The sequence below is a fragment of the Acetivibrio saccincola genome (assembly GCF_002844395.1).
Lineage (GTDB): Bacteria > Bacillota > Clostridia > Acetivibrionales > Acetivibrionaceae > Herbivorax > Herbivorax saccincola.
This window is the reverse complement of the sequence record NZ_CP025197.1, coordinates 120,400-135,524: the sequence shown is the minus strand read 5'-3', so window position 1 is coordinate 135,524 and position 15,125 is coordinate 120,400. Positions and strand designations below refer to the sequence as shown.

Below are 15,125 nucleotides of genomic sequence, written 5' to 3'. Positions count from 1 at the left end.
CATCAATCAATATTTTTCCGTTATTGTCGTCCTTCCGCAATATTCTTTTATACTGATTCCACGCCTTATAATTTTTTAATAATCATCATTTCAAAATGAATCACTGCTTTACACAAAAATATATGAGAAAGCATTAAATAAATATCCAATGATAATAATTCCTACTGCTACAATGGATACAAAGATTGCTAAAAGTTTAGGCTTTACTACTTTGCTGAGCATAATTATTGAAGGCAGGGACAGGGCCGTTACCCCCATCATAAATGACATTATAGTCCCCAAGTCCACTCCTTTTGCAAATAACGCTTCGGCTATTGGCAGAGTACCGAATATATCAGCATACATTGGAATACTCACTATAGTAGCAAGCAACACTGCAAATGGATTGTTTTCTCCAATTACATTTTCTATGACTGACTGGGGAATCCAGTTATGAATGGCCGACCCTATACCTACACCGATTAATACGTATAGCCAAACCCTTTTGATAATATCTCTAACCTGTTCCTTTGAATAAGATATTCTTTCTCTACGAGTCATTTCAGGTACTTCTGCATCAACATCTTCGATTTCCCTTACATATCCTTCTACATATTTTTCAAGTCTAAACTTTTCTATTAAAGTTCCTCCAATAACCGCCAAAATCAAGCCTACTACAACATAGGCTATAGCAATTTTAGGACCAAAAAATGACATTAGCAACATCAATGATGCCAAATCTACCATTGGCGAAGATATTAAGAAAGAAAAGGTTATGCCTAAAGGCAATCCAGCCGAAGTAAAACCTATAAAAATTGGTATACTGGAGCAACTGCAAAAGGGAGTTATCGTACCAAGCAGTGCCCCAAGTATATTCCCTTTAATGCCTTTTATCTTTCCGAGAATCTTCTTTGTCCTCTCTGGCGGAAAATAACTCTGGATATAGGATATGACAAATATTAATAGTGATAATAATATAAATATTTTAATTGTATCGTATATAAAAAAGTGAATACTTCCGCCTATCCTTTCGCTAACAGGTAAACCAAATACTTTTTCCACAAGAAGTCTTACCAATTCTGAAAGCCATCTCATTTTTAATAGTTGGTCATTTAACCAACCGAATATCATGGCTAATATGTTCATATGAAAACATCCCCTTTACCCCTTACACACTTCAAGTTATTTTTCAACATGTTTGCACTTTTCAACTTCACTGCAATTCTCTTATTTTGATTAATTACATACCGCTTATCAAATCTGATTGTTCTTTACTCTCTGTATTAAATCCTCGACTTTTTCCTTAATTATATCTCTTGTTTTTCTGTAATCCTCTATTGGTCCGCCTGATGGGTCGGTAAGCCCCCAATCTTCTATATGCTGGCATGGTACATAAGGGCATTCTACATTACATCCCATCGTTATTAATATATCTACTTCCGCCGGAATATCACTTAATAGTTTCGGATGATGGTCACTCATATCCACTCCTGCTTCTTCCATTACCTGTACTGCCAGTGGCTTCACTTCAGGGTATTTTTCCGTCCCTGCCGAATATGCTTCTAATACGTCACTTCCCAACTTCTTTGCCCAACCTTCTGCCATTTGAGAACGGCAGGAATTATGTACGCATACAAAGGCAACCTTCCTTTTCATATGTTTTATATTCTCCTTTCATCAGCCTACTTGAACCGAGTGCATTGTGTTGCCGGCTATCCTAACAAATTCAAACATATTCGGGTCTTTAACCAAATAAACCTATCTCGTGATTATTTGAAAATTGCGCCATCAGGAACATTAGCGTATGATGGGATTTTTGACGATTCTGCCGCATTAAAAATCAGTTGGTCATCCTTTATTTTAAACACATATTTGAATTTTCCATCATCTGTTTTAAGAATCAAATTATCATCATTTACTTCGTAAGAACCAATTGCAATATAACTGCTCAACGCAGAATAATTAAAAGTAAATCTATTATTATCTTTCAAGGATACAGAGGGTTTGATAGGTTCTTGTGATTCTTGCATTACATAAACACGAATAGGTAAATATTGTTCCGCTGTTTTAGTGTTATAAGTACCAGAACATCCAACCAAGATACATATTAAAATCAGTAATATAAATTTCATAAAATAAAGTTTTTTCATGTTCCTACCTCTCACTGCCTAAAATAAAATTTGCCTTTTATACTTACATATATCATAACTCTGCTCCTTTTAATTGCTATAAAGATTTCTATAATAATCTTTATATTCTTTTATAATCTTTGTCCATTTAATTAACCTTTCACCCAAGTAATCAGGCTCTATACTGTTACCATTCAATCTAATAATACATACATATTCTTTTCCTTCTTCATCAATACAGATTTCATTATCATATCCATTCTCTCTTAAATATTCAAAAAAATATGTTTTCTTTAAACCTCTTCTTCCTATAGTAAAATTTCCATAATGCCTTATCTCAATCAAACTATCATCCTCATATACTCTTGTGCTAAATCTTTTTGAAAAATAATACGGTAAATTTACCTCTAAAGTTTGTCCCAAAGAATTGTAATTTTTTTCAGGAAATACTGTTGTTAAAATTGCACTTCTATTAATTTCTCCCGTTGAAGCATTAGCCCATTTTGTTGTTGCTACCAAGATGCTATCCTCTTTCTGCCTAATTTCATAAGTATCTAATCCTTCTTGTGTACCTGATGGATTACCCCACCTTCTTTTCCCCACTTTTTTGAAATTTGTAATTCCATTTTCTAAAATATTAAATATCTCTTTTATTCTTTTTTCACTATCAACCTTATTCATTTAAATCCCCCTTACTTAATTTGTTGAATTAATAGAACCTCCAACAAAATATAGTATTATCTATAATTATATCATATATCTTCCATATGTGTTTTTCTTGTTATTTAAACTAATATTCATTTAATTAGAATTCTATAGAATTATCAGAATATCCTCTTTACACTTTAATACCTTTTTGACTTCCTCGTAAATTCCTTTCAGATAAAACAAATCAATCCCTTGTAATCCATTATCATGGTTATTACAAAGGATTTTATTTTTATCGCTTTATTCATCATTTACCCTTTCCACTTTTCACTATAAAGGTAACATCTTTATTCGCATCCATCAGCCATACAGGTTTGCGGACTTAAAAGGGAAAAAGTTTATTTTTAGGCACAATAAACATAAGTCTATTTCCTACACCATCTATGGCAGAACCTTTTCTTTCTCTCACAAATCACTTCACTCGAACCACAAGAAGGGCACGTATATTTATCATGTTCATAATTCAAATCATAAACCTCACCACAATTTAAACATTTAAATCGGCATAAACCTGAAGTATAATCCCCTCCGCTTATATGTATTGCATTGCCTTGCGTCAGCGCTATTGCTACTTTCTTCCTTGCACTGTCTATAATGTTTTGAAAAGTCTGTCTTGAAACCTGCATCCTCTCGGCACATTCTTCCTGGCTAAGTCCTTCAATATCTTTTAACCTCATAGCCTCAAGTTCTTCAACCTTAAGAATAATTTCCTCTACTTCATTCCTTCTTTTTCCTAGGGGTATGAAGTAAGTACTTTCCGGAAAAAATTCAACCCTTCTGCATTTTATAGGCCTTGGCATTTCTTCACCTCCCTGCATCTTTGGATAACCCAATAACCAATATCATTTTAGGAAATCAGACAAAAATCCAGGTCTACAGCCTGGATTTTGAGTTGAATTCCTTGCTTGAAACTACTTATTTTGTGGAATACAATTCCTATTATCTTTTTATTTATTTCTCATTTACTGAAAGTATCACCTTTTCGGTAATATCACTTATTGTCTCATCCAATACTGCATTTTGTATTCCTACGTCTTTCTTGGATATATTGGCTATATCGCTGCACATAGGCAATTCACCAAGTAGTTTTAAGTTTAATTTGCCTAAAAAATCTTCTGTATTCTCACTATCAAATATTCTGATTTTATTTTCACAATCAGGGCATATAACATAACTCATATTCTGGACTACACCGATAATCTTGATATTCATTCTTCTAACCATATTCACTGCTTTTGCGACTATCATGGAGACTAAATCCTGAGGTACTGATACCATCACTATCCCATTAATAGGAATAGACTGCATCACCGTTAGCGCAACATCTCCCGTCCCTGGAGGCATATCTATGACAAGATAATCGAGGTCGCCCCATAAGACATTAGTCCAGAATTGTTTTACCATCCCTGCAATTAAAGGCCCCCGCCATATAACAGGCTGTTCTTCATCCTCCATCAGTAAATTCAGCGACATAACCTTTATTCCATTTTCATTTGTAACCGGTATAATTCCCAGTTCATTTGACTGGGCTTTCTTATCTTTTACTTTAAGGAGCCTTGGAATGCTAGGTCCTGTAATATCCGCATCCAGGATTCCTACTTTATATCCTTTTTTATTTAACTCTTCCGCAATAAGAGCAGATATCGTTGATTTACCAACGCCTCCTTTTCCACTCATCACACCTATTATTTTCTTTACAAAATTATATGGATTATTTTCTATCATACAATTCCCTTGGTTTTTACAATTCCCTTTTGTAGGACAATTTCCACAGTTAGGTATTTTAATCGCCTCCTATTTATAATTGGCATTTGCCAATTATATTATACATTCATAGTTTGTTATTGTCAAATGCCAGTCATTCATAAATTTTATATGGATAATGTAAAATAAAGAAACTTACAGTAAATGTAATCTTTTTACATGACACATTTTCCGTAATGCTAACAAAATAGATAAATATTTGAATTATTCTGATAAATCCCCACCGCTATAATCTATAACAATTTTTCTACAATCATCACAGCAATATGCTTCAACACATGAACCTTTTAGAAAAGAAAACTCAGACAGAATAATTGCTTCCTTACTAAATTGAGCAGTTGCAAAAAACTTTCCTTTTTTAGGTTTCCAACTAATTTCATTTTGGCTCTGAATTACTCCGTATCTCATTTCTTTACCACAGTAAGGACATATCATAAATTCATCTCCTAAAATAATAAAGTCTTTATTCGCATAATTCTACAAGTGTATACCACATACCTTTATTTTTCACTATAATTTATATAAAAACATCTACTTTTCTATCTCTTCATTTCCCTTGTACCCCCCTAAAGATGTATATAATTACTCTATTACGCTCCAGCCCCAACCCCTCAAAACTTTATCCTTCTCTCCCTGAAAATCAAAAATCCCACAGTAAAGCAGGGGTTATTCTGCATCTACTGCGGGATTCTTGAATGAACTTTATTTTTACAGAGAGAAGTTATTATCATGGAGTAGAACTTATTTTAGTTATATACTAGGAATATGAAACAGTAAAACTGCAACTTTTACCTCTCGATTCTTATCTCCGTTAATGTGAAATCTATAGTTAAACCAAGAATCATTCTGTTTATTCACAAATCCCAAATAATTTGGATATTGGTTTGTCGTTTCCTCAACACTCTTCAACACAGCGGAAAAATCTTTATTTTGCACAAAAATAATTACTGCAGTCTTTGAATCCCTCCATGTCAAATATCCAAGCAATTGAGTGATTGTCGCCAGATAATTTTTAGGTCCCTTCCAGAACTTGCATTCTGCTATAAATATATTCGAGTTATTATACCTTATTAAAATATCTGTTTTCCCAGATTTATTGAATGTCTCTCCTGTGGCAGACCATTCATACCTTGGTTGGAGGAACAATAAAAAATGGTCTCTTAAATGCTCTTCTTCTTTTCCGGAATATATTGAAGGCATACGTTCAAATTGCTTTCCAACATCGTATATTGTGGCTAGTATATCTTCATATATACCAGGGTCTAGCGTTGGTTCAGGTGTAAATCCCTTTTCTGTAACACTTGGCTTTAGAACTATTTCTTTTTTGATTTTGATATAGGCACAGAAAAAGTTTTTGAAATATTATCTACTTTTTTTATGGGTACACCAAGTGCTGCAAGCATATTATTTTTCTCTAATATTTTTTGTTTTTTTGATTGTAGAGTAGATTTTATGATATTATATAACTTGTCGTTATATTGTTGTATATTCCCGAGTAAATTATTCAATTGCTGATTTAGATTATTAACAAAACTTTCAAACTCTCTTTTAACTTTACTAGCATCTTTTTCAAAACTAATTATCTCATAACATAAACATTGTTCTTCTATATATACTTTTTCAGTCCAGAGCATTCTAGGATTAGGTGTGTATTTTAACAATTCAGACATTCCAACAAAGGGAATATGATATACTATTACATCTACAGAATAAAATTTATCATCATATACATTATATCTTCTAGGCCAATATTTACCTTCTATGTCTTTCTGATATGTAGAGACGAATATATTATCGTAATCAAATTGTGGCTCTTTTAATACATATTTATTCGTTATATAATTAATAAATTCTGTTTCATTCACATTCAAAATATAATTTTCTGACTCTCTTTCAATTTCATCCTTTATGGCAACTATCTGCTCACGTTCATAAGTATCAAATTCTTTTTCGCCAAATAATTGAAAATATTGTTTGTTAAAATACAATTTTATTCCCCCCTTAACTCGCAGTTATTAAAATAAAAACCTTCTAAATCAACTTATATCACTTATTAAATCGTATTATAGTAAGACTGTAATGCCTCAATTTTAAATTTATTGCTTGACATGTTTGTCACTGGTGCTATTGTCTTATACCCAAAACCCACTCTTGACTTTAACTATTTGATAATCCTAATATTTGTTTCTGTAACTATTATGTCTTCAGGATTAAACCCCTTATCCCATATGCTGTTGGCTTCTATAAAAATAGATTTTTCCTTTTTTGTTACAAAGCCAGCCAGCATATATTTTTTGCCATCCTCTATATATGGAGTATAAAATACCATCCTTTTATCCAGACTTAGGTCTTTTTCCTTTTCTTCAATGTGAGAAAGGATATTTTGTTTTGCCTTATTAAAATCCAAACCAAGTTGTTCTAAATTGCTAAAAAATCTGTTTGAAAAATTTATTACTTTTTTTCTTTCCATAATCTTCACCCTTTCATATAAAACCCATTTATAACCATGAACTTCACCATTTATTTGCAATATAACACAATTCTTATTATTATTTCAATCATAACAAATGCTTCTGCAGTATATTTATTAAGAATTTATATAAAATAGCATTCATCATATATCTATAAATTCAAACAACCAAATATGTTTTTTCAACTTTGTTTTCATTTTATTAGAACTTTATCAGTTATAAATTTGTTTTTCTTTTTTAAAATTATCATGCTTCAATTTTTAAAAACAGAAAAAGCAGAGCATGTTCTATAGTAAATGCAAATAAAGTCATTGCATAAACTCCCTACAATTTCCAATATTTTTATACCTTAAAATCTTACCAAACCCCGTATTTTCAATATTTCCCCTTGCCCCTTTTACCTTCTGATACCACAACTTTATTTTTATTATAAAAAAACTTTAACATCCGTAAAAATACCTTTTCTTTTTCTAAAATTTCTTCTTCATCATTTCTGAAACAGAAAAAATACGTCAAGTTCTTATAAAAAGTAAATAATGTCCTTATCCCTTTACCCTTTTATCCCCATTTCCCTTGTATTTCATATGATTTATCCCCATTCTTGTTTCATAAAATGTGAATAAAATCCTAATACAAGAACTTTATTTTGTTTTTGCAACTACTTTTCAGCAATAAAAGGACTTTTTTGTTTCTTACAATTTTAACTATGCTATTTTTTGAAACAGAAAAAAAGGCCTATGTTGTATAGTAAAAGTAAATAAAGTACTTTCACGATTTCCCTTTAATAACCATAATCCTTTAACCTTAAAATCCAACTAACCCTTGTATTATCAATACTTTCCCTGATTCATTATTCCTTTCACTACAACTACTTTATTTTATTTTTACAACAACTAATTATGGCCTAAATTCTTTCAAAATTTTTTCCTATTTCCTTACCCCTTTTTCCTCAATCCTAACTATATGCACCTCAAACAAACTTCTTTCCTTTTTCAAATAAAGTCCTTTTATAGACAGCCCTCAAACCCTTGAAAACACTGGCTTGTTATTCCCTTCCAATTTCCCATTTAATTCCTATTTCCTTATTCCTTACTTCCTAAAGTCCTTTCATTTCTCAATTTTTAGGGCAAAAAATGAAAATAAAGTGCTTTTAGGATTGAGGGTTAAGGGGGAAGGATTAAGGTGAGATTTTGTCCATTTTCCCTTCCATTTTCAATTCCATTTAATCTTCTAATCCATTGATTTATCTGGCTTTTAACCTTATTCCTTGTTCCTTATCCCTTAAAACTTCTAAACAAAAAACATGGCCTACAGGGCTTTTCTTCTCCCTAATAAACCATGTTTTCTAATACTACTTTATTTACCCCGTTTCATACATTTGAAAAATGAAAGGAGTTTATTTGGGTTATATAACTTTATTTACTTCTTATATCTCCCGCCTGCCCTCTAAAGCTTTAGACAGCGTAACCTCATCTGCGTACTCCAAATCGCCCCCCACAGGTATTCCGTGGGCAATCCTGGTTATCTTAATTCCCAAGGGCTTCAAAAGCTTTGATATATACATTGCTGTTGCTTCCCCTTCAATATTAGGATTTGTTGCAACTATAACTTCCTTAACAGAACCGTCCTGTATCCTCTCTAAAAGCTCCTTTATCCTGATATCCTCAGGACCAACCCCGTCCATTGGGGAAATAACCCCATGGAGCACATGATAAAGACCTTTAAACTCCTTTATTCTCTCCATTGCAACAACATCCCTGGGATCTTCCACTACACAAATTAAAGAGGCATCTCTTTTTTGGGAATTGCAAACAGCACATAAATCTAAATCCGTTAAATTTCCGCACACCCGGCAGTATTTAATTTTTGCCTTTGCATCAACAATTGCATTTGCAAGCTTCTCCGCCTTTTCCTTTGGCGAATTTAAAACATAAAAAGCCAATCTTTGTGCAGTTTTGTGACCTATGCCAGGAAGCTTCTCAAATTCTTCTATAAGTCTGGCAATTGGTGCTGCATAAAAACTCATTTATATTCCCCTTGTCTTTACTTATTTAAAACAAACCTGGTATTCCGGCTATTCCGCCTGTTATTTTACTCATTTCATTAGTTACCATCTCATCAGCTTTTCTCAAAGCTTCATTTGCTGCAGCTAAAATAAGGTCTTGCAGCATTTCAACATCATCAGGATCTATCACTTCAGGTTTTATAGTTATATCCTTAATTTCTTTTCTGCCTGTTGCCACAACAGTAACCGCCCCGCCTCCTGCAGAAGCTTCCACCTCTCTGTCTTTAAGCTCTTCTTGCAGCTTCTCCATTTCCTTCTGCATTTTTTGTGCCTGTTTCATAAGATTAGCCATATTTCCGCCCATTCCCGGGAATCTGCCTTTTGCCATAATTCTATACCTCCAATTATTTTTTTCCTATAAACATTATATATTAATATGAACATAAAATACTAGACTTTTATAGCGTTATTTAAATTTTATTCATCAATTATATTTAAACCGGCATCAAACTCTTTTGCAATGATCTCTGCCTTTTTTAGAAATTCGTCCTTTTCTTCATTTTTATTATCAATTATTTCTGCTGCATCAATACATTTAATTTTCACTTTTCTTCCTAAATGTTCACACAATTTTTCCTCGACAAATTCAATATTTTCAGGCATTTTTAAAAACATATCCTTTACAGATTCCTGTCCCTTGCTAAACACCACTCCTATAAACCTGTCATCAATCTCAACAATTTTTGTATTCATAAGCCATATATACAATGACATTCTTCCAAAGTCTTTAATTTCCTTTAGCACATCTTTCCAAACCTCAAGTCCCTTCATGCTTCCAGCTGTCCTTTGATTCAAGCCGCCTTTTTTTTCGCCGGCATTTTTAGAAGCCTTGCCACCTTCTTCACTGTCATAACCTTTAGAAAACTCTTTTGCCCCTTCAAGATTCTTCCCCGCACCTGAATCCCCTTTTATGGAAATCCCTTTAGCCAGAAGATCAGATAGCTTTTTCTCTAAAGAGTTTACTCTTTCTGCTATAAATGAGCCCTTTAAATTTAAACTCTCCTCAGACAATTTTATAAGTGCAGTCTCAAGTAAAATCCTTGGATGGGCTGACCATTTTAAGGAAGCTTCTAAAGCAGACAGTTCTTTAATTGCAGCTACCATTTCAAATGTCTCTAGCATCTTACACTGCTCTTTCATTCTTCCGATTGCATCTTCTGATGCATCAATTATTTCCTCCGGATTTTTAGTTGTACTGCAAATAAGAAGATTTCTATAATAAAAAATCAAATCAGATACAAACTGGCTGATGCTTTTCCCATCCATAACAAGCCTGTCTATCTGCTTTAAAACATCTTCCACCTGTCTGTTTATTATATATTCCACCGTTTCAGAGATAAAAGTATCTTTGACTATCCCGGTTATTTTTAAAACATCTTCATGGGTAAGCTCTTCCTTACCCAGTGAAATACACTGGTCCAAAATACTAATGGCATCCCTTAGAGCTCCGTCTGAAAGTTTTGCAATGAGAATTGATGCCTCTCTTTGAATTTTAACCCCGCTCTCTCCGGCAATGTACTCCACTCTCTTTGCAATGCTTTCTACAGGAATTCTCCTGAAATCAAACCTTTGGCACCTGGACAATATTGTAGCCGGAAGCTTGTGAGGCTCTGTAGTAGCCAGTATAAAAATCACATGGGACGGAGGTTCTTCCAAAGTCTTTAAAAGGGCATTAAAAGCCCCGGTGGAAAGCATGTGAACCTCATCTATTATATAAACACGGTATTTTGCTTTAGAAGGTGTATAAACCACTTCATCCCTTATATCACGTATATTGTCCACACTGTTGTTTGAAGCAGCGTCTATTTCTATTACATCTAAAATACTACCGTTTAGAATGCCCTGGCATATTTCACACTTATTGCAAGGATCTCCCTCCACAGGGTTCAGGCAATTTACAGCCCTGGAAAAAATTTTGGCAGTTGTAGTCTTTCCTGTACCCCTTGTCCCACAAAAAAGGTATGCATGAGCTATCCTGCCCGTAATGACGGAATTAGTCAGGGTTTTCATAACATGTTCCTGTTCAACAACGTCCTTAAAGGTCATAGGACGCCACTTTCTATAAAGAGCTAAATAAGACATATTCCCACCTTCTAAAAAAACGTATGTAAACCCCCGGATATCATCAACGGGATATTATGCAAAAACTAAAATACTAAGCCATCTAAAATGTAAAACTATAACATAAAAATTAAACTGTATAAACCATATAAGTAAATTATATAAATAAACTATATAAGTAAATTATATAAATAAACTATATAATTAAGCTGTAAATTTAATCAACAAAAAACAATCTATAAAACAAAAATAAAAACTAAATTATAATAAAATAAGCTATTTAAACATTTAAATAGCTTTAAAGTCCTCTCATATTTATATATACGGCCGTGCACCTTCCATCGACATTGCATTTATAAGCGAACCGGTACAGTTAGCTCAAACCAGGCTATCCCACGGCACACGTGAGGGCCTACTTACCGCTGCTTTCTTCCGAACCTGACGGGGTTCATAGGGTCACGTTGCGTAGGACCCGGTCATCATTGCCACTTACACAGGCCAGACCTTACAAAAACAAGCCTTAAGAAGGAATTCAACCCTGCTACAGCGGATTGCAGGTACAGGGCACCGCTACCTCCCCGTCTAGCACGGCCAAATATTAAACTTTAGTATGAGCAGTGACTATTTAAGGTCACCTATACATTATACTTAATATTTATCAATACTTCAAGTGATTTCAGATAATAATAATATGGAATTTTTTATATTTCACTTTTGGGTTTTGTATTTTTTTCATTGGTATTCAATCCGGTTTTGGCTGTACTGCTCTCAATAAAATTAGTATGTGCCTTGGTATACCTGTCAAGAACCTTTTTGTCATTTTTACTTAAGCATGTACTTGAATGTTTTGCTTCCCTTCTCAAAATATCACTTCCTTAAACCCGTATTTTCCACTAAACATACACTGTCCTTATTTCCCTGGAAAAATACCATAATACCAGATGCACTATAAATGGACTGTACTTATAAGATATGTTTTTTAAATTAAAAATATACTAAAAGTTCTATAAACCAAAAAACTGCATATATTGATAATATCAAGATATTATCAATAACGCAGTTTTCTGTGCAAAGTTTGACTCGAATGGTAATTTATCAAGGATTTATTGTAGCAGTGTTCTTAATATAAATATAATAATTAATTACCTTTAATTAATTTAAGTATCCGCCTTGTATTAACCTAAAGCATTTATGAAAATAAACCTTTGATTATATTAATTTTACTACACTTTCATGATTTTTATATTAATTTTGCGTGAAATGCACTTATAATGACTTGAAATGCCTTTTTTCTCTTATGAACCAATTAAAAAAGGCATTTATTTTTTGAAAATACCTTTTCGTGCTGATAATTCCGGCACGCAAAAAAGGTATCTTCCTGGGAAGATACCTTATATTATTAATCAAACTTTATATTAAAAACCTTCTCTCTCTACAATTTGAGTAAATGGTGATTAGCCGTCTGTCCGGTTACTTGCTTAGTGACTTTGGAGTCCTTGGTTGATAAAAGAAGAAGAAGCACGCTGTACTGGAAACTAATGTTGCAACTACGAATAAGATTGATGAAATTACACCTAGCATTTTACGTTTCATACTATCATCCCCTATATTTTTTTTATTTAATAAATGAAACCATAATATGATTTCATTTATTAGCCTTGTTGGTGATTCTTATCATTCCGCTGTTTATATCATCTTTTATAGATTCCAAGGCACTTTTTAGTTCATCGTATCTCTTCTCTTCAACTAAGGAATATAAATAATTGATGTTTTGGATTATCTCTCTACCGTCATATTGTCTCTTTTGCTCTTCTTCTCTCTGTATATGTTCTCCCATCTTGATTACGCTTTTTACAACCAAAGCTGTAAACGTGATGGTGATAATAACTGCTAGAATAACCAGCAGCAAATTCTCCTGTGAGTACAAAAACTCAATATTTCTAACAACAATTGTATATATAATAATCAACTGTAAGAATGCAAATATTAGCTGCAATATCAAAAATCTTATACGACTTACATAATGTTTTTTCACATTCTTTTTGCCTAAATACCGGATATTTATATCTAATCTATATATAACATATACAATGGCACCTATCACTATAAAGTATTGTATCGCAAAGAACAGTAAGTAAAGATTTTCTTCTTTAAACTCTGCTTCTGTAAGACCTGTCCACAGGCATAAGATATTGAACATTGCCCCCTGAATAGCTGCGAAAATAATCATCGTGACCAAACAACTTACAACTGATTCAAGTACATTTACCCTGTATAGGAAATATATCAGCGCTGCAAATATCAGAACCTGTGGTATCATGGTATATACGTAACTCCCCAGAAGCATTTGTAGAATTCTGAAAAATAATGCTGCAAATAAACCGACGAATAGTACATTTCTGAATCTGGCTGTTTCTTTCTTTCCAAGGATCACCCAAGCAAATAACGCCATCATAAACTGTTCTGGAACTGAAATTGCAATAATCTCAACTAAAGGTGTCTCCATATATGATTTCCTCTCTCTTTGTTAATTTTAATCTATCATATCATTGTACAACCTTCAACCTTAAAACACAAAAAGTTGTTATTCGACTTTTTTTTAACTAAATTAACTAAAAACGCAACAATTTGTTGCGTTTTTAGTGAAGCTTTATTGGTAAATTAAACCACATGTTTGTTGTTTCCTGCTATTTTTAATTCAAACTTGCTAAAGCTTCATTTTCAGTATCGTAAATTTCTATAAATCTATCAAGCCTTGTTACCTCAAACAACTTAGTTATATCTGGCGTAAGGTTGCAGAGTATCATTCTTCCCTTTTTCTCTTTAAATTTCTTATAAGTATCAATTATTATTCCCAATCCTGCACTGTTCATGTATGCTACCCCGTCCATACTAATTACAACCGGCTTTCCTTCATTTTCTTTTGCTACATTGTCAAGCAAATCCTTAAATTCGTTCTGAGTTGAAATCCTAACCTGCCCTGTAAGCTTGATGACTTTTACACTGTCCACCTCTTTTACTTCAATCTTCATAATAAAGACCTCCTCTAAGATTTCATTTAGTTAGAACTACTTACTACATCGGATAATTAACTGTATTTATTAAATGCTGTCAACACCTAGCAAATCATCAAGTTAACAAATGTTGATAATTTTTGTGTAGCATTTTGTCAGTGTAGAAAAGTAATAATTGATAATATAAATAATTTACAAAATTTCATCTTAGGTTCTATTATATATTACAAAATATTATCTTTCAACAAAATTATAATATTCAAATTATGGTAAATTTAGTTTGATACATTTTGATACATTTTTTAGTTAAGTGTACAAATTTTTTGCCGATATTATATGTGTGAGTATAATGTACCTTACATAAGATAGGAGGTTTAATATGTCTTACACAGGAAAAAAGGCTAAGTATTTTGATAGTGATGTACTGGTATTGGCATGGCAGGAAGATGAAGTTTTAATTTTCATTGAAGAAGACTATATTAAATGGGTGGACAGCTCACTGGTAGAATTCATTCAATAGACCTCCAAATTCCGCTAAAATCTACTAAAATCCGCTAAAATCCCGCTAAAAACACTTAGTCATAATATACCTCTTAGCTCTTAGTCATAACATACCTTTTATCTCAAAAACAAAAAGACTACCTCTAATTACTAGAAGGCAGTCTTTTTATCTCACCAAAAAGCACTAAAGTACCCTATACTTTAAGCCTTTTCAAACATATCCTTTCCAACACCACATACCGGACATACCCAGTCATCCGGAATATCCTCAAAAGGTGTACCCGGTGCAATACCGCTGTCAGGATCTCCTTCTGCAGGGTCGTATATGTATCCGCATGCTGTACAAAGATATTTATCCATTTGTCATCAACTCCTATTTAGATTTTTAATTCCATTATATATTTCTCTTGTATTGAGTATAATTCCTTTTTTT

General features: G+C 32.9%; 19 protein-coding genes and 1 other RNA gene. 1 reads left to right on the top strand and 19 read right to left on the bottom strand.

Annotation, left to right across the window (positions count from 1 at the left end; translation table 11 throughout):
- Nucleotides 1–108 precede the first annotated feature (108 nt).
- The 18 genes from HVS_RS00715 to HVS_RS00635 form a co-directional block, all read right to left on the bottom strand.
- The gene (locus tag HVS_RS00715) at nt 109–1,125 is read right to left on the bottom strand and encodes a permease (protein WP_101298564.1); all 1,017 of its coding nucleotides are present in this window, start codon (nt 1,123–1,125) and stop codon (nt 109–111) included.
- Between the two features lie 108 nt (nt 1,126–1,233).
- Nucleotides 1,234–1,635 carry an arsenate reductase ArsC gene (locus tag HVS_RS00710; protein WP_101298563.1) on the bottom strand — a complete coding sequence of 134 codons (402 nt, stop codon included), beginning with the start codon at nt 1,633–1,635 and terminating at the stop codon, nt 1,234–1,236.
- A gap of 113 nt (nt 1,636–1,748) precedes the next feature.
- A complete protein-coding gene (locus tag HVS_RS00705) occupies nt 1,749–2,129 on the bottom strand; it encodes a hypothetical protein (protein ID WP_101298562.1) in 381 nt (126 codons plus the stop codon).
- A 69-nt stretch (nt 2,130–2,198) separates the two neighbouring features.
- The gene (locus tag HVS_RS00700; RefSeq protein ID WP_101298561.1) at nt 2,199–2,789 is read right to left on the bottom strand and encodes a hypothetical protein; all 591 of its coding nucleotides are present in this window, start codon (nt 2,787–2,789) and stop codon (nt 2,199–2,201) included.
- Nucleotides 2,790–3,181: 392 nt separating this feature from the next.
- Nucleotides 3,182–3,616: a DUF134 domain-containing protein gene (locus HVS_RS00695; RefSeq protein ID WP_101298560.1), complete on the bottom strand. Its 435-nt coding sequence runs from the start codon at nt 3,614–3,616 to the stop codon at nt 3,182–3,184.
- Nucleotides 3,617–3,767: 151 nt separating this feature from the next.
- On the bottom strand, nt 3,768–4,598 hold the full coding sequence (locus HVS_RS00690) for an Mrp/NBP35 family ATP-binding protein (RefSeq protein ID WP_101298559.1): 831 nt from the start codon (nt 4,596–4,598) through the stop codon (nt 3,768–3,770).
- Nucleotides 4,599–4,784: 186 nt separating this feature from the next.
- Nucleotides 4,785–5,015 (bottom strand): PF20097 family protein, encoded by a 231-nt coding sequence (locus HVS_RS00685; protein WP_101298558.1) that lies wholly within the window; start codon nt 5,013–5,015, stop codon nt 4,785–4,787.
- A gap of 315 nt (nt 5,016–5,330) precedes the next feature.
- Complete coding sequence (locus tag HVS_RS00680) at nt 5,331–5,780, bottom strand: hypothetical protein (protein ID WP_159063328.1); 450 nt, start codon at nt 5,778–5,780, stop codon at nt 5,331–5,333.
- A 113-nt stretch (nt 5,781–5,893) separates the two neighbouring features.
- On the bottom strand, nt 5,894–6,568 hold the full coding sequence (locus HVS_RS00675; RefSeq protein ID WP_101298556.1) for a hypothetical protein: 675 nt from the start codon (nt 6,566–6,568) through the stop codon (nt 5,894–5,896).
- Nucleotides 6,569–6,741: 173 nt separating this feature from the next.
- Nucleotides 6,742–7,050 (bottom strand): hypothetical protein, encoded by a 309-nt coding sequence (locus HVS_RS00670; RefSeq protein ID WP_003514290.1) that lies wholly within the window; start codon nt 7,048–7,050, stop codon nt 6,742–6,744.
- Between the two features lie 1,427 nt (nt 7,051–8,477).
- The gene (gene recR / locus HVS_RS00665) at nt 8,478–9,077 is read right to left on the bottom strand and encodes a recombination mediator RecR (protein WP_101298555.1); all 600 of its coding nucleotides are present in this window, start codon (nt 9,075–9,077) and stop codon (nt 8,478–8,480) included.
- A 25-nt stretch (nt 9,078–9,102) separates the two neighbouring features.
- A complete protein-coding gene (locus HVS_RS00660; RefSeq protein ID WP_101298554.1) occupies nt 9,103–9,444 on the bottom strand; it encodes a YbaB/EbfC family nucleoid-associated protein in 342 nt (113 codons plus the stop codon).
- Between the two features lie 89 nt (nt 9,445–9,533).
- Entirely contained in the window at nt 9,534–11,198 is a 1,665-nt protein-coding gene (gene dnaX, locus HVS_RS00655) for a DNA polymerase III subunit gamma/tau (protein ID WP_101298553.1), read from the bottom strand.
- A 306-nt stretch (nt 11,199–11,504) separates the two neighbouring features.
- Nucleotides 11,505–11,768, bottom strand: an RNA gene (gene ffs, locus HVS_RS00650) — signal recognition particle sRNA large type.
- A gap of 110 nt (nt 11,769–11,878) precedes the next feature.
- Nucleotides 11,879–12,040, bottom strand: a complete 162-nt coding sequence (locus tag HVS_RS16645; RefSeq protein ID WP_169926530.1) for a hypothetical protein — start codon at nt 12,038–12,040, stop codon at nt 11,879–11,881.
- Between the two features lie 607 nt (nt 12,041–12,647).
- The gene (locus HVS_RS00645; RefSeq protein WP_242971734.1) at nt 12,648–12,758 is read right to left on the bottom strand and encodes a cyclic lactone autoinducer peptide; all 111 of its coding nucleotides are present in this window, start codon (nt 12,756–12,758) and stop codon (nt 12,648–12,650) included.
- A gap of 64 nt (nt 12,759–12,822) precedes the next feature.
- On the bottom strand, nt 12,823–13,683 hold the full coding sequence (locus HVS_RS00640; RefSeq protein ID WP_101298551.1) for a hypothetical protein: 861 nt from the start codon (nt 13,681–13,683) through the stop codon (nt 12,823–12,825).
- A 187-nt stretch (nt 13,684–13,870) separates the two neighbouring features.
- On the bottom strand, nt 13,871–14,209 hold the full coding sequence (locus HVS_RS00635) for an STAS domain-containing protein (RefSeq protein ID WP_101298550.1): 339 nt from the start codon (nt 14,207–14,209) through the stop codon (nt 13,871–13,873).
- Nucleotides 14,210–14,570: 361 nt separating this feature from the next.
- Between HVS_RS00635 and HVS_RS16640 the strand changes: the two genes are divergently transcribed.
- Nucleotides 14,571–14,711 carry a hypothetical protein gene (locus HVS_RS16640; RefSeq protein WP_169926529.1) on the top strand — a complete coding sequence of 47 codons (141 nt, stop codon included), beginning with the start codon at nt 14,571–14,573 and terminating at the stop codon, nt 14,709–14,711.
- Nucleotides 14,712–14,893: 182 nt separating this feature from the next.
- On the opposite strand, the gene rd is transcribed toward HVS_RS16640, so the two are convergent.
- Nucleotides 14,894–15,052, bottom strand: coding sequence for a rubredoxin (rd, locus tag HVS_RS00630; RefSeq protein WP_101298549.1), 159 nt, complete (start codon nt 15,050–15,052; stop codon nt 14,894–14,896).
- Nucleotides 15,053–15,125 lie beyond the last annotated feature (73 nt).